Genomic DNA, 15950 nt, shown 5'->3' on the forward strand with positions numbered 1-15950 from the left:
TTCTACCCTTCTTCTTATGAATTTGGTGAGTTTGGATCCGTAATAATGGAACTTTCCGTCTCTTCTTTGTCTAAATATTGTTCGCGCTCACGTAGTTTATAGATGCGAACGATATTTTGGACAACTGTTTTGGCGACCGCATAGAACGGTACGGCGATGAGCATCCCGATGATCCCGGCCAAATTCCCAGCCACGAGCAAGACGATGATGATTGTGAGCGGGTGGACTTTTAAGGACTTCCCTTGAATGAGCGGTGAGATGACGTTCGATTCAATCTGCTGCACGATAATGATGACGACGATGACCCAGATGACTTTGATCGGATCTTGAATGAACGCCACGATGACAGCCGGTACGGCACCTAAGAACGGTCCGACGTACGGGATGATGTTCGTTACCATCATGAAGAGCGCGAGCAAGATGGCATAATCCACACCGACGATCCAAAGACCGATGAGCGACGTGATCCCGACGAAGAACGCAACGAGTAACTGTGCGTTGACGTAGCTTCGCACCGTCTCGTGCATGTCATGCAAGATGTGACGTGTCTCTTTCTCATAGCTCGATGGCAAGAGTTTGACGATAGCGTCCGGCAGACGCTTCCCGTCAAGTAACATGTAAAGAAGCATGAACGGGATGACGACGATCGTGATGACCGCTGACGTCACAAATCCGACGACTTGGCCGAATGACGACGCGATGTTTCCGAACAAATCTCCTAAATACGACGTGATGTTCGTCGTCAAGTTGCGGAACATCTCATCATTCTCTGCCATGAAGCGCGACAAGAACTCGTTTTGGAGTAACGTGTCTCGGACGGCGAACGCCTGTTGTTGAAGCTCTTTCGCGATACTCGGCATCGCATTGATGAGCGACGTGACCTGTTCAGCAAGGACCGGTCCGAGAATACTGAAGACGATGGTAAAGATGAGTACGAGACCGATCAGTGTCATCGCGACCGCAAGTGCACGTTTCCCTTTCAACCGTTTTTCTAAAAAGTCGACGATACCAACCAAGAAATAAAAGAAGAGCCCGGCCACAATGAGTGGGACCGTGACGAGTGCCAAAATGACTTGAACCGGTTCAAACACGAATGAGATCTGTGTTCCGACCCAAATGACTAAAAAGATGGTCAGCGTCCAAAAGAGGGCGCGGTACCATTTGTTTTCAAACATGCGCTGCATTTCTCCACCTCGTTTACGATTATGACTATGTACTAACTATGATTATACGATAATTACCCGATTGCGGGATGAGAAAAACAAAAAGGCGAAGGAATCCCTTCGCCCATACGTCATTCACCTTCCGTGATGAGTGCGTAAATTGCTTTCCACGCATCGTCTTTTCCTTCTGCCGTCTCGGCTGAGAAAGCGACAAAACGGTCAGATGGATCGAACTGAAGCTTACGTTTCACCGCTGCCTCGTGCTTTTGACGCTGGCTCTTCTTGATCTTATCGAGCTTCGTCGCCACGACGATGACCGGAATATCATAGTGCTTCAAGAAGTTGTACATTGTCACATCGTCACCTGTCGGCTCATGACGGATATCGACGAGTAAGACGACGCCGCGAAGCGCCTCTTGGCTCGTCAAATATTGCTCCATCATGACGCCCCACTTCTCGCGTTCCGTCTTCGATACTTTCGCATAACCGTATCCTGGAACGTCAACGAACATGATTTCATCATTGATGTTAAAGAAGTTGAGGGTCTGAGTCTTTCCTGGTTTCGAAGACGTCCGTGCGAGCGCCTTCCGTTGGCAAATCTTATTGATGAACGACGACTTCCCGACGTTCGACCGTCCGGCAAGTGCCACTTCTGGCAACTCATGGACCGGATAATGGTCTGGCGCGACGGCACTCGTCACGAATTCTGCTTTGTTGATCTTCATTTAATTTCCTCCAAATGCTACATCTAGTACTTCATCGAGTGTCGTCACGGGAACGAACGTCAGTTTCTCACGCACCGTTTCTTGAATGTCATCGATGTCTCGCTCATTATCTTTCGGAATGACGATGGTCGTCAACCCGGCCCGATGAGCGGCGAGTGCTTTTTCTTTCAATCCACCAATCGGTAAGACGCGTCCACGAAGTGTGATCTCGCCTGTCATCCCGACATCGCGATGGACTTTCTTCCCGGTCAACGCCGAAATGAGTGCTGTCGCAATCGTAATCCCGGCCGACGGTCCATCTTTCGGTACGGCACCTTCTGGAACGTGAATATGGATGTCTTGTCGCTCATAGAACGTCGGGTCAATCCCGAATCGCTCCGCATTCGCGCGGACATAGCTATATGCCGTCTGTGCAGACTCCTGCATCACGTCACCGAGTTTACCCGTCAACTGAAGCTTGCCTTTCCCTGGTGCGAGCGCCACTTCGATTGTGAGCGTGTCTCCACCGAACGCCGTGTAGGCAAGACCTGTCACTGCACCGATTGAGTCCTCGGTCTCCCCTTTTCCGTAACGATACTTCGGTTTTCCGAGATACGTGATGATGGCTTTCTTCGAAATCGTGACCCGTTTCTTCTCACCGATCGCGATTTGTTTCGCCGCTTTACGGCAGAGCGAACCGATGACGCGTTCTAAGTTCCGGACACCCGCTTCACGTGTATAGCGGCGTACGACTTCATAGAGCGCATCTTCTTTGATCGTCAATTGGCTCTTCTTCAACCCGTGCTCTTTCAACTGTTTCGGAACTAAGTGACGCTTCGCGATTTCGACTTTCTCGAGCTCCGTATACCCACCGATTTGAATGAGTTCCATCCGGTCGAGGAGTGGTGCCGGAATTTGCGAGACATCGTTCGCTGTCGCGATGAAGAGGACGTTCGACAAATCGAACGGTTCTTCGATGTAGTGGTCCGAGAACGATACGTTTTGCTCTGGGTCGAGCACTTCGAGCATCGCCGACGCCGGGTCTCCTCTGAAGTCAGAAGCCATCTTGTCGATCTCATCGAGTAAGAAGACAGGGTTCTTGCTTTCCGCTTGCTTCAACCCACGGATGACACGTCCTGGCATCGCACCGATATACGTGCGGCGGTGACCACGGATTTCTGCCTCATCGCGTACCCCACCGAGTGAGACGCGAACGAAGTGACGTTCAAGCGCCGATGCGATGGAACGGGCGAGCGACGTCTTCCCGACCCCTGGAGGTCCGGCGAGACAAAGGATCGGTCCACGAAGCGAGTTCGTCAACTGACGGACGGCCAAATATTCAAGGATTCGGTCTTTCACCGACTCCAAACCGTAATGGTCATCGTCAAGGACGTCTGCCGCGTGTTTCACATCGAGCTTGTCTTCCGTCTCGATGCCCCATGGAAGGGATGCGACCCAGTCGAGGTAATTGCGGATGACCGCATACTCCGGCGACGTTTGTGGGACGACGTTCAATCGCTCTGCTTCACGCATGACGTTCTTCCGAGTCGTCTCTGGCAAGTCGAGCGCCTCTAACTTCTCGCGAAGGCGGTTCGGCTCAGACTCTTGCGTCTGGTCGCCGAGCTCTTGTTGAATCGTCTTCATCTGTTCCCGTAAGTAGTACTCGCGCTGCGACTGCTCAATCGACTTCTTCGTCCGCTCGCGCATCTCTTGCTCGAGTTCAATCACTTCCACCTCGTGTGCGATGATTTCAAGCAGTTCAAGCCCTCGTTTGACCGCATCTGCTTCTTCGAGCATCGCTTGGCGAAGTTCGACATCGACATCAAGTTTCGACGTGATATAGTCTGTGAGCGATTCGAGTCGCTCATACATCTCGAAACGACGACGTTCGTCCGGGGACATGCCTTTAATGTTGGCGACAAGTTTACCGAACTGCTCTTTCAACAGACGGACGAGCGCCGTACGCTCGACCTCTTCCCCTTCAGCAAGCTCGAGTGATTCGACGTTGGCGAACCAGCCTTCATCCGTCGATTCGACCGAGTCGACGCGGACACGCTCTTTCCCGACGATCCGAACCCGAATCGTCTCGTTCGACAATTCGCTCATCTTGGCGATATGGACACGCGTTCCAATCGTGTACAAGTCTTCCGGTTCTGGTGATTCGTTTCCGGTCTCTTTTTGAGTGACGACAATTAAATCCGTCTCATGCTCCTTTGCAGCAAGGAGCGCCCGAAGTGATAACGGGCGTCCGACATCGATTGTCACACCGATGAGCGGATATACGACGACTCCTCGCAACGGAAGGATTGGTAATTTTTCCATCTACAACGCCTCCTGTGCAAAAAGGCCCAAAACTCGGAGTGTGCCGAGTGTTTGAGCCTTCTTCGTTAACAAATTATGCTGTCTCTTTGTTGTCCCCTGTCTGTTCGACAGTACCATCACGAAGGACGTATTTCGGACCGGCAAGACCCGTAATCGTTTCATCTGTGATGATGACTTTCTCGATATCGTCACGCGATGGGACGGTGAACATCACATCGAGCATCATTTCTTCGATAATCGAGCGGAGACCGCGCGCACCAGTCTTACGTTTGATCGCAAGTTTGGCGATTTCGATCAATGCCTCGTCTGTGAACGTCAATTCGACATCGTCAAGCTCGAGCATTTTCTCGTACTGACGAACGAGGGCATTTTTCGGCTTCGTCAAGATTTCAACGAGTGCTTCCTCATCGAGTGTCGTGAGCGTCGCCATGACTGGCAAACGACCGATGAACTCAGGAATCAAACCGAATTTTTGAAGGTCTTCAGGAAGTGCGCGGGCGAGCAAGTCTTCTTGCGTCAACTCGCGATTCTCTTGATCGTTTCCGAAACCGATGACCTTCTTCCCGATTCGGCGTTTGACGACCGATTCAATCCCGGCGAATGCTCCGCCGACGATGAAGAGAATGTTTGTCGTATCGATTTGGATGAATTCTTGATGCGGATGCTTACGTCCACCTTGTGGCGGTACGCTTGCTGTCGTGCCTTCAAGAATTTTAAGGAGTGCCTGCTGAACGCCTTCACCGGATACGTCGCGCGTAATCGATGGGTTTTCAGACTTACGAGCAATCTTATCGATCTCATCAATATAGATGATTCCTTTTTCAGCCTTCTCGACATCGTAGTCAGCTGATTGGATCAATTTGAGCAAGATATTTTCGACGTCTTCACCGACGTAACCCGCTTCCGTCAAGCTTGTCGCATCCGCGATTGCGAATGGGACGTTCAAGACGCGAGCCATCGTCTGGGCGAGAAGCGTCTTCCCGCTACCAGTTGGTCCGATCATGACGATGTTCGACTTCGCAAGTTCGACATCATCCGAACGACCGCCGGCGTTGATGCGTTTATAGTGGTTATAGACAGCGACTGAAAGCGCACGTTTGGCGCGATCTTGTCCAATGACATAATCATCTAGGATGTTACGAATCTCTTGTGGTTTCGGAATGTCTTTGAATTCGACTTCTTCCTCTACACCGAGCTCTTCCTCAACGATTTCATTGCAAAGTTCGATACACTCATCGCAAATGTATACGCCTGGTCCGGCGACTAACTTACGAACTTGTTCTTGCGATTTTCCGCAAAACGAGCACTTAAGTTGTCCCTTTTCCTCGTTAAATTTGAACATTCGATACACCCCTTCTGTGGTGAAAATGGATGTAAGTGCGATAAATCGCGAATTGAATTTTCTGGTGCGATGCACCGCGAAAAGACATTTTACATCTCTGCGTTGAAATAATTGTAGCATGAACATATTGCGACTTCAAAGAATTACACATTTAAAGTGTTGTGACAGAAAAAAGGACGACCGCTAAGCAGTCGTCCCACTAAAAATCAACTTACTTCGCTTTACCGTTTTCAACGAGGATGTCGATCGCTTTACGGAATTTGAGGTCACCTTTAAGTGTCTCAAGACCGCCTTGTGGAGCGAGCATCGTACGGAGTTGGTCCGGTGCGATGTTGTAAAGTTTAGACATTTCTTCAAGCTCTTTCTCAGCATCTTCATCAGACACTTCGATTGCTTCTTTTTCAGCGATTGCTTTCAAGACGAGACGAGCTTTAACGCGCTCTTCAGCTTGCTCTTTCATCTCTTCGCGCATTGCTTCTTCAGAAGTACCAGTGAGTTCGAAGTACATGTTAAGGTCGATTCCTTGTGAAGATACACGTGAACCGAACTCTTGTACCATGCGGTCTACTTCTTGGTCAACGAGAACTTGTGGTACGTCGATTGTCGCGTTAGCAGTTGCCTGCTCAACGAGTTGGTCGCGCATTGTACCTTCAGCTTCTTGTTTCTTACCAGCTTCTAAACGCTCACGGATGCTCGCTTTCAACTCGTCGAGTGTCGAAACAGACTCGTCGATGTCTTTTGCGAACTCGTCGTCGAGTTCAGGAACTTGTTTTGTTTTAACTTCGTGAAGTTTGACTTTGAATGTCGCTGGTTTACCCGCTAAGTTTTCAGCGTGGTACTCTTCAGGGAATGTTACTTCAACGTCTTTTTCTTCACCAGCAGTCATGCCAACCATTTGCTCTTCGAATCCTGGGATGAATTGACCAGAACCGATTTCGAGTGTGTAGTTCTCAGCTGTGCCGCCTTCGAACTGCTCACCGTCAGCGAAACCTGCGAAATCAAATACAGCTGTATCGCCGTTTTCGATTGCACCTTCTTTAACAGCGAGTTCTGCGCCTTGCTGTTGAAGTGCTTCAAGTTCTGCTGTTACTTCGTCTTCTGTTACTTCAGTTGAAACAGCTTCGTACTCGAGGCCTTTGTACTCGCCAAGCTCAGCTTCTGGCTCAACCACGAATGTCACTTTGAAAGCGACTGGTTTGCCTTTCTCGAGCGTGCCGTCTACATCGATGTTTTCGAGCGCGATTGGTTCGAAACCAGCTTCTTCAACCGCACCTTGGATTGTGTCGCGGTAGAGAATGTCGAGCGCATCTTGATAGAGTGCTTCTTCTCCATACATTTTGTTGAACATTGGGCGTGGCAATTTACCTTTACGGAAGCCAGGCACGTTCAAGTCTTTGACGACTGTTTTAAATGCGGCGTCAACTGCTTTATCAAAAGCTTCTGCAGGAGCTTCGTACGTGAGTACGCCTTGGCTACCTGATGTTTTTTCCCATTTTGCTGTCATGCTAAGTCCCTCCAACAATTCGTTTATACCGTACAAAAATGTACAACAATCCGTATTATAGCATAAATCCTCGGTATGCACACAAGGATTTAGTCTAATAACGCCTGTGTGAAGCGCAGATCCGCCTCTAAAATCGCAGCTGCCAAACCGTCGACTGCCTCGTCATGCAAAATCGCTTGTTTCGCCTGTACGAGCGCCTGTTCCACATCCGCTTTTTCGGCCGGCACATACGGATAATGCGTGTACATATAGTTCATCAACAACTGAGTCCCGATCTCATCGCCCTCAACTGATTTCTGAAGCGAGAGGACGGTCTTCTCCCACGTCTCGATGTGCGATGTTGCCTCCATTTGCGACATCTCGTTCATCGAATCCCCATCCGACCACTTGATGACCGCGAGTTCGGCAAATGCCTTCTCTAACACGATCAATTTGACGAGCTTCGGTCGATTGGATACGAGTAACTCATGCAACACGTTGTCGAGCACCGAATCGATATTGAAATGAACATGTTGCAACGCCTCGATTTGTTCCCCTGTACTGCCGCGCGTCAACGTCCGTTTCAATTTGGCGATGGCCGCCGGAAACTCGGTCATTTTCAACACTTGAAGCACCTGATGTGCCTGTGTGTTGATCGTATCTTTTTTGTCTTGCCATTCGAGATACTGGTTGATCCAGTGCGCCGCTTCAAACGGCTGGTCCCGCATGATGTAATACTGCGCAATCTGTAATCCGCCCGAAGCCGGTTCTTCCGCTTCCGCCATTTGGATGGCGACGAGTTCCTGCAACTTCTCGAGCGTTTCCGGGTCGTCCGGTTTTTCCATCGCACATTGGAAGATTTCCATGAAAATAAACGGGTCACCCGGAATCGCCTGATACCAATCCCATAAAATCGGTTCGATCCGCTGTCGTTCCCCAGAGGCATCTGCTTCTTGAATCATCTTATGCAGACGCGACCAATTCCCGGGGAACGGATAGTCCTGGTCCTTTTCCTTCTCCATCTTCCCTCACCCTCTCTTCCATTCCCTTTCATCTTCCGTTAGGACGCGATTCCTTGTCAATCGATTTCCCGGAAAATGAAAAAAGAGACGTTCTCCGTAGAGAGCGTCTCTATTTTAATGGAAGCGTCCCAAGAGGGATTCGAACCCCCGACCGACGGCTTAGCTTACCACCATGACTTTCGTCACCAACATCGTGTTGTTTGTAGTCTGGACTATATCTTCACCGTTTCAGGTGCGACACGTGTAGTCTCTACGGAACCTCACGAGCACCATGCTCCTCCATTGATTCTACCTCTATTTTCATAGACATTCGAATCAACTCGACCCGATCAAGCGGGAATGAGTTTCCTCGGTATTACCATCAGCATCATCTGTTAAGGCTTCACCGATATAGTGTCGTCCACTTTATAGGTTTCTGTTTCCCTATAAAGGCTCCTATTTGTCTTGAAGGCCGTTGCTCTATCCTGCTGAGCTATTGGGACATTGACATGAAAACTATAATAGAAAAATGGTTTCCTGTCAATCGATTTCCCATTCGAAACTCATAGTTTTCCTGCGATGTCCAAATCTTCGACGTGAGAACCGTCTTCTGAGCGATAAAAACGTACTGCTGCTTCCCCGTTTTCTAGGTCAAGAAGCGCATACGTTTTGTCCGCTCGTCCCCGCGGCATCCGAATCGAACCCGGGTTGATGTAGACGACCCCGTCCTCGATCAAAGCACCCGCCACATGCGAGTGACCGAACAAGACGACGTTCGCGCCCACTTCTTCAGCCCGGTAACGTAGCCGATTCAAGTCGAATTTGACGTCGTGATGATGCCCGTGGACGATGAGGATCGTACCGGCATCCGTCGTCTCGATTCGTTCGAGCGGAAGGTCTCCACCAAAATCACAATTCCCACGGACCGTTCGATACGGCAATAGATGTTCATCGACAAGTGCGAGTTGTGAATCGCCGCAATGGAACGCGTCATCAATCTCTGCCTCGTGTCGTTCAAAAATCGTTGTCAATTCTTCCGTCAGACCATGACTATCACTCACTATTAGAAAACGCATAAGCTTCATCCTTTCATGAATGGAATGATTTCTGCCTCCAGTTTTCGTAATGCCTGTCCACGGTGACTGACGACCGCTTTTTCTTCACGTTCGAGTTCGGCCGCCGTCTTGTGGAGCGATGGGACGATAAAGAGTGGGTCGTATCCAAAACCGTTCTCGCCACGAGGGGAATAGCCGATTGTCCCTTCAATTGTTCCGCGAACGGTCAACGTCTCTCCTGTCGGTTTCGCCAGACAGAGGGCACAGACGAAGCGTGCCACGCGATTCGTTTCGCCGTTCAATTTTTCAAGAAGAAGCGCATTGTTCGCCTCATCCGACTTTTCAGGACCGGCGAAGCGAGCTGAATATACACCAGGTGCCCCGTCGAGCGCGTCGACTTCAAGACCGGAGTCATCCGCGAGAACGGCATGCCCGAAATAGGCAGCTGCTTCCGTCGCTTTTAACGCCGCATTTTCTTCAAATGTCGTCCCTGTCTCATCTGTTTCCGGCGCATCCGGATGATCGAGTAGTGATTCGACCTCAAATCCGAGCGGTGTTAACATCCCTTCTAGTTCTTTCACTTTTCCAGGATTGTGTGTCGCAATGATCAACTTCATAATGTCTCCTCCGAACGTTCTCCGACGTACCACCAAGAAGCACCGAGTGCCTCTTCAGCCGTCTTGAATAATGATTCGATTCCGTGTTGTGCAAGCGCGAGCATCTCGTTCATCTCTTGAAGCGTGAACGTCGCCTCTTCACCTGTCCCCTGAACTTCGACGAACCGACCGCTCGCCGTCATGACGACGTTCATGTCGACTTCAGCCGCCGCGTCTTCCATATAGTCCAAGTCGAGAACGAGTTCATCGGTACGTCCGACCGAGATAGCCGCGACGCCTTCTTTGATTGGTGTATCATCGAGTTTCCCTTGACGGATCAACCGATCGACGGCGAGGACAAGGGCACAAAAACCACCCGTGATGGATGCCGTACGCGTACCGCCATCCGCTTGGATGACATCACAGTCGATCCAAATCGTGCGTTCGCCGAGCCGCTCCAAGTCAACGACCGAGCGGAGTGATCGGGCGATGAGACGCTGAATCTCCATCGTTCGACCCGATTGTTTCCCACGTACCGCTTCTCGGACAGTCCGGTCACCTGTCGCACGCGGCAACATCGCGTACTCGGCATTGATCCAGCCTTGCTTCTTCCCGCGAAGGAAGTTCGGAACACGTTCTTCGACAGTCGCCGTACAAATCACTTTCGTATCACCGATTGAAATGAGGACAGATCCTTCCGCATGCTTATTCACATGCGGTACGATCTCGACTGTCCGTAATTCATCAAATCGTCTTGTATCACGCAATGCCGGTCACCTCGACTTTCTCCGCATGGACCGGACGACCGAGCCATTCGCTCGCCAATCGGTCAAATAGTTCAATATCCCCCGTCGCATAAAAGGCATGGGATGGGACGGTATCTAATCCGTTCTCGAGCTCTTGATAATCAAGCATCGCTGCGACTTCAAGCGCCGTCTCGTCACCAGACGAGATGAGGTGCACGTTCGGTCCGACCACGTCCTGGATGACAGGCGCAAGGATCGGATAATGCGTACAACCGAGAATGAGTGTATCCATCTCGGAAGGTTGTAGCGGACGCAGCGTCTCTTCCACGATTTGACGGACGCGCTCTCCTGACACGTCTCCCGCTTCGACGAGCGGGACAAAAGGTGGGCAAGCGAGTGAGTACACGTCGACCTCACCAGCTACGTGACGAAGCGCTTTCTCATAAGAAGCGCTCTCAATCGTCATCTTCGTACCGATGACACCGATATGTTTGTTTCGCGTCCCTTTGACGGCCGCACGGGCACCTGGGTCGATGACACCGATGACCGGGATATCGAGGCGTTTCCGCGCCTCTTTCAAAACGACCGCCGTCGCCGTGTTACACGCGATGACAATCATTTTGACGTCTTTCTTCAATAGAAACTCAATGAGTTCCCATGTATAAGCTTCAATCTCATCGTGCGGACGCGGCCCGTATGGACAGCGTTCCGTATCCCCGATATAGATAATTTCTTCTTTAGGGAGCTGGCGCATCAATTCTTTGACTACCGTCAACCCACCGACTCCTGAATCGAGGACTCCAATCGCTCGTTTCATTTTGCATCACTTCCATTCTCACCTATCTTACCAAAAAACATCAGACGGAAAAAGAAACGTTCCCATGACAAAAAAAGACGAGGTCGCCAGTGGCGCCTCGTCCCTTACCCGAATTACTGAGCAAGACCTTCGCTAGTGAGCATGTCAGAAAGCGTGTTGATCGCTTCTTCTGCATCTTCACCTTCAGCAGTGATCTTGATTGTAGAATCTTTTGCGATACCGAGTGAAAGTACACCCATGATCGACTTCAAGTTAACTGTTTTACCATTGTACTCGAGGTTGATGTCTGACTGGAACTTAGAAGCTGTGTTAACCAACTGAGTAGCTGGACGAGCGTGAATTCCTGAATCAGCAACGACTGTGAACGTTTTTTCCATGAGATGATGGTCTCCCTTCAAAATTCAATTCTACAGGCGAACCGGCAGAATATTTTTTGTTTGTGAACTCATTATCAAATGATAGCGGATTCGCAAAAATTCTGCAAGCGGTTTTTATATTCCGGAGTCCATTCCGTTGGACGACCTTCCTTCGTCAAATGAACGAGGCTCGTTCGTCCCGCGAAGAGGAGTTGTTCTCCGTCATATGCCCCGTAATGAATATCACATGAAGTGTTTCCGACCGTCAAGATATTGGCATGCACGGTCAGCTGTTGACGTGGCATGACTTGTCGAACATAGTCACATTGCGCATCGGCGACGACGACAAATCCGTCCTTTAAGGAGAATCCTGTCGCTTCTAGTAACTCGATTCGCGCATCTTCGAAATAGATGAACGGGATCGTGTTGTTCATGTGACCGTACGGGTCGCACTCCGAAAAGCGGACTTTCACATCGAGCGCGACCCCTGCTTTGACACGTGTTTCCCAACCTGGCTCTCGAAAGTACTTGGTCATCGGCTCGCTTACGCCTCGACCGCAGAACCGGTGCGACCTTTGTCACTACCGAAGAACTGTTTGAACGAGTGAAGCGTCGTTTGACGGTTCATCGAAGCGATTGACGTCGTGAGCGGGATGCCTTTCGGGCAAACTTCGACACAGTTTTGTGCGTTTCCGCACTGCATGATGCCGCCGTCTTCCATAAGGGCTTCGAGGCGGTCTTCCGCGTGGAAGGCACCTGTTGGATGCGAGTTGAAGAGACGGACTTGCGAAATCGCTGCTGGACCGATGAAGTCAGATTTGTCATTGACGTTCGGACACGCTTCAAGACAAACCCCACATGTCATACATTTCGAAAGTTCGTATGCCCATTGACGTTTGTTTTCTGGCATACGCGGTCCTGGACCGAGGTCATACGTTCCATCGATTGGAACCCATGCCTTCACTTTTTTCAACGCGTCGAACATGCGTTGACGGTCGACTTGAAGGTCACGGATAACCGGGAACGTCTTCATCGGCGCGAGGCGGATCGGTTGCTCAAGTTTATCGACGAGCGCGGTACACGACTGGCGTGGCTTCCCGTTAATGATCATCGAGCAGGCACCACATACTTCCTCGAGACAGTTCATGTCCCAGTTGATTGGTGTCGTCTTGTCGCCGTTCGCGTTGACCGGGTTACGGCGGATTTCCATCAATGCCGAGATCACGTTCATGTTCGGACGGTACGGCACCGTGAATTCTTCAGTATATGTCGCTTGATCCGGTCCATCTTGGCGTTCGATGATGAAGCGGATGTCTTTTTGTTCAGATTGCATTGGCGTCGTCATTTCGTCTTCGCCCCTTTCTTCGAGTAATCCCGTTTACGTGGCGGGATTAACGAAACATCGATGTCTTCATACGAGATATCGACTTCCCCATCTTTGTAACGTGCCATCGTCGTCTTCATGAACTGCTCGTCATTACGTTCCGGGAATTCCGGTTTGTAATGGGCACCACGGCTCTCGTCCCGCTTGAGTGCGCCGAGTGTGATGACGCGTGCGAGGTCGAGCATATGGTCGAGCTGTCGAATGAACGATGCCCCTTGGTTGCTCCAGCGTGCCGTATCCGTAGCCGAGATGTTATGGAAACGTTCACGCAATTCTTGGATTTTTTTGTCCGTCGCTTCGAGCTTGTCGTTATAACGAACGACTGTGACGTTATCCGTCATGAGTTCACCGAGTTCACGGTGGATTTGATACGCGTTCTCTGTCCCGTCCATCGCAAGGATGTCGTTGAAGCGTTCAATCTCTTCACGCTCGTTGAAGTTGAAGAGCGCGTCTGAGACGCTTTCTGTCGCTTGGTCGAGACCACGCATGTAGTTGACCGCTGCAGGACCTGCTTCCATTCCGCCGTGAACGGCTGAGAGGAGTGAGTTCGCACCGAGACGGTTCGCACCGTGCATCGAGTAGTCACATTCACCGGCTGCGAAGAGTCCAGGGATGTTTGTCATTTGATCGTAGTCGACCCACAGTCCGCCCATCGAGTAGTGGACTGCCGGGAAGATCTTCATCGGTACTTTACGCGGGTCATCCCCTACGAATTTCTCGTAGATTTCGAGGATCCCACCAAGTTTGATGTCGAGTTCTTTCGAATCTTTGTGAGACAAGTCGAGGTAGACCATGTTCTCGCCGTTGACGCCGAGTTTTTGGTTAACACATACATCGAAGATCTCACGTGTCGCGATGTCACGCGGTACGAGGTTCCCGTATGCTGGATATTTCTCTTCGAGGAAGTACCATGGCTTCCCGTCTTTGTATGTCCAGACACGTCCACCTTCCCCACGAGCCGATTCACTCATGAGACGAAGTTTGTCGTCCCCAGGAATCGCAGTCGGGTGAATTTGGATGAACTCCCCGTTCGCGTAGACTGCACCTTGGCGGTAAACCGCTGCCGCTGCTTGTCCTGTGTTGATGACCGAGTTTGTCGACTTACCGAAGATGACCCCTGGGCCACCTGTCGCCAAGATCACCGCGTCCGATGGGAACGCTTTAATTTCCATCGAGCGCAAATCCTGACAGACCGCACCGCGGCAGATGCCTTCTTCATCGATGACGGCACGAAGGAATTCCCATCCTTCATATTTCTCGACAAGACCTTGTGCTTCATAACGACGAACCTGCTCATCAAGTGCATAGAGAAGTTGTTGACCTGTTGTCGCTCCAGCGTATGCCGTACGGTGGTGAAGCGTCCCACCGAAACGACGGAAGTCTAAGAGACCTTCTGGCGTACGGTTGAACATGACACCCATCCGGTCGAACATGTGGATGATTTTTGGTGCATTCTCTGCCATTTTTTGAACAGGTGGTTGGTTGGCGAGGAAGTCGCCTCCGTAGACCGTGTCGTCAAAGTGTTGCCAAGGAGAATCGCCTTCCCCTTTCGTGTTGACGGCCCCGTTGATGCCCCCTTGGGCACAAACTGAATGTGAACGCTTGACCGGTACAAGCGAGAATAGTTTTACCGGAACACCCATCTCTGCCGACTTGATAGTCGCCATGAGTCCAGCTAGACCGCCACCGATGACGATCAAACTTTGATTTGCCATGTAAAATTCCCCCTAATTACAAGATGCCTGCAAACGTCAAAATCGAACGGATGCCGACAAAAGATAGTGCCAAGAACACGACACCTGATACGTAGCTCATGAGACGTTGTGAACGAGGTGACTGTGTGATTCCCCACGTGATCGAGAACGACCAAAGACCGTTCGCGAAGTGGAACGTAGCCGAAAGGATTCCGACTATGTAGAAGATCAACATGAGCGGGTTGTCGACGATGTTTTGCATCATCTCCGCATTGACTTCTACCCCGCGTAATTTCGCTAAGCGCGTTTCCCAAACGTGCCATGCGATAAAGATCACGAGGAAGACCCCTGTGAAGCGTTGGAAGAGATACAACCAGTTGCGTGCGTATGAATAACGGTTCGAGTTGATCGACCCAAGAAACGCATAGTACACGCCGTACACGCCGTGGAAGATCATCGGCAATGCGATAATCGTCACTTCAAGGAAGTACAGATACGGTAAGTTCTCCATGAATTTTGCTGCTTTGTTGAATGACTCCACCCCATCGACGATGTAGTAGTTGACCGATAAGTGAACGATCAAAAACAAACCGATTGGAATGACCCCAAGTAGCGAATGGACTTTACGACTGAAGTAGTCACGATGCGCTGCCATTCTAGTTCCCCCTTTTCACGAGCATTGGCTCGTTTTGTCAATAAAAGCGTTTTCAAATGCAGATATAGCTTTCTGACTCCTATTCTACTCTTGTGAAAATTGTATGACAAGATAACCTAGCCGATTTGTGCCACATTCTTTTCAAAAATACAGGATGACCAAATTCCGATTGGTCGTTATAATGATATAGAGAGATTGGAGTGATGGGATAGAATGGAAACGATGAGCCAACCAATTTTCGCGATTGAACTTCTTCGCGACTATGTGTTGACGGACTTGCTTGGTGAAGATTACGCCCAAGTCATCTATTGGTCAGGAAAACGGGTCGCCCGCAAATTCCCGACGATGTCTGACGATGAACTGACTGCATTCTTCGACGAGGCAGGTTGGGGAGCGTTGACGCTCAAAAAAGAACGTGGGAGTAAATTTACATACGAACTGATCCCACCGCCCACGACCCAAGCCAAAGCGACCGGTTACTATCAGCTCGAGGCTGGATTTTTAGCCGAACAGATTGCAGGTCGTTTCCAGTGCGTCGCGGAAGGATATGCCGATCCCGCCCGAAAAACTGTCCAAATCACCGTCCAACTAGACCGGAAAGACGATTACGAATAAGAGTCGATGCGTTTCGC

General features: G+C 50.4%; 16 protein-coding genes. 1 reads left to right on the forward strand and 15 read right to left on the reverse strand.

The annotated features are described in order from the left end of the window. Positions 1-14: 14 nt before the first annotated feature. From ACQKD4_RS09375 to ACQKD4_RS09445, 15 genes are all read right to left on the reverse strand, one after another. The gene (locus ACQKD4_RS09375; protein ID WP_427373121.1) at positions 15-1184 is read right to left on the reverse strand and encodes an AI-2E family transporter; all 1170 of its coding nucleotides are present in this window, start codon (positions 1182-1184) and stop codon (positions 15-17) included. 110 nt (positions 1185-1294) lie between these two features. Further along, a complete protein-coding gene (yihA, locus tag ACQKD4_RS09380) occupies positions 1295-1888 on the reverse strand; it encodes a ribosome biogenesis GTP-binding protein YihA/YsxC (protein WP_074032795.1) in 594 nt (197 codons plus the stop codon). After that, entirely contained in the window at positions 1889-4189 is a 2301-nt protein-coding gene (gene lon, locus ACQKD4_RS09385; RefSeq protein ID WP_427373122.1) for an endopeptidase La, read from the reverse strand. 73 nt (positions 4190-4262) lie between these two features. Beyond that, positions 4263-5531 carry an ATP-dependent protease ATP-binding subunit ClpX gene (clpX, locus tag ACQKD4_RS09390; protein ID WP_015881113.1) on the reverse strand — a complete coding sequence of 423 codons (1269 nt, stop codon included), beginning with the start codon at positions 5529-5531 and terminating at the stop codon, positions 4263-4265. Positions 5532-5742: 211 nt separating this feature from the next. After that, a complete protein-coding gene (gene tig, locus ACQKD4_RS09395) occupies positions 5743-7035 on the reverse strand; it encodes a trigger factor (protein WP_427373123.1) in 1293 nt (430 codons plus the stop codon). A gap of 89 nt (positions 7036-7124) precedes the next feature. Then, on the reverse strand, positions 7125-8036 hold the full coding sequence (locus tag ACQKD4_RS09400; RefSeq protein WP_427373124.1) for a hypothetical protein: 912 nt from the start codon (positions 8034-8036) through the stop codon (positions 7125-7127). A gap of 542 nt (positions 8037-8578) precedes the next feature. Continuing rightward, positions 8579-9091 (reverse strand): metallophosphoesterase family protein, encoded by a 513-nt coding sequence (locus ACQKD4_RS09405; protein ID WP_427373126.1) that lies wholly within the window; start codon positions 9089-9091, stop codon positions 8579-8581. A 5-nt stretch (positions 9092-9096) separates the two neighbouring features. Then, positions 9097-9687, reverse strand: a complete 591-nt coding sequence (locus ACQKD4_RS09410) for an XTP/dITP diphosphatase (RefSeq protein WP_214760502.1) — start codon at positions 9685-9687, stop codon at positions 9097-9099. Continuing rightward, a complete protein-coding gene (rph, locus tag ACQKD4_RS09415; protein WP_074032777.1) occupies positions 9684-10433 on the reverse strand; it encodes a ribonuclease PH in 750 nt (249 codons plus the stop codon). The genes ACQKD4_RS09410 and rph overlap by 4 nt, the downstream gene beginning before the upstream one ends. Next, positions 10426-11229: a glutamate racemase gene (racE, locus tag ACQKD4_RS09420; RefSeq protein ID WP_214785299.1), complete on the reverse strand. Its 804-nt coding sequence runs from the start codon at positions 11227-11229 to the stop codon at positions 10426-10428. The genes rph and racE overlap by 8 nt, the downstream gene beginning before the upstream one ends. 113 nt (positions 11230-11342) lie before the next feature. Then, a complete protein-coding gene (locus ACQKD4_RS09425) occupies positions 11343-11606 on the reverse strand; it encodes a phosphocarrier protein HPr (RefSeq protein WP_015881106.1) in 264 nt (87 codons plus the stop codon). A gap of 74 nt (positions 11607-11680) precedes the next feature. Further along, positions 11681-12121 carry an acyl-CoA thioesterase gene (locus tag ACQKD4_RS09430; RefSeq protein WP_074032771.1) on the reverse strand — a complete coding sequence of 147 codons (441 nt, stop codon included), beginning with the start codon at positions 12119-12121 and terminating at the stop codon, positions 11681-11683. A gap of 8 nt (positions 12122-12129) precedes the next feature. Continuing rightward, the gene (gene sdhB / locus ACQKD4_RS09435) at positions 12130-12918 is read right to left on the reverse strand and encodes a succinate dehydrogenase iron-sulfur subunit (protein WP_193343274.1); all 789 of its coding nucleotides are present in this window, start codon (positions 12916-12918) and stop codon (positions 12130-12132) included. Positions 12919-12926: 8 nt separating this feature from the next. Then, on the reverse strand, positions 12927-14684 hold the full coding sequence (gene sdhA, locus ACQKD4_RS09440; RefSeq protein WP_074032768.1) for a succinate dehydrogenase flavoprotein subunit: 1758 nt from the start codon (positions 14682-14684) through the stop codon (positions 12927-12929). A gap of 16 nt (positions 14685-14700) precedes the next feature. Further along, positions 14701-15318, reverse strand: coding sequence for a succinate dehydrogenase cytochrome b558 subunit (locus ACQKD4_RS09445; RefSeq protein ID WP_015881102.1), 618 nt, complete (start codon positions 15316-15318; stop codon positions 14701-14703). 222 nt (positions 15319-15540) lie between these two features. Between ACQKD4_RS09445 and ACQKD4_RS09450 the strand changes: the two genes are divergently transcribed. After that, on the forward strand, positions 15541-15933 hold the full coding sequence (locus tag ACQKD4_RS09450) for a YslB family protein (protein WP_243834707.1): 393 nt from the start codon (positions 15541-15543) through the stop codon (positions 15931-15933). The last annotated feature ends 17 nt before the right edge of the window (positions 15934-15950 follow it).

It is taken from the genome of Exiguobacterium sp. NPDC077395, assembly GCF_050269125.1.
Classification (GTDB): Bacteria; Bacillota; Bacilli; order Exiguobacteriales; family Exiguobacteriaceae; genus Exiguobacterium; species Exiguobacterium aestuarii_A.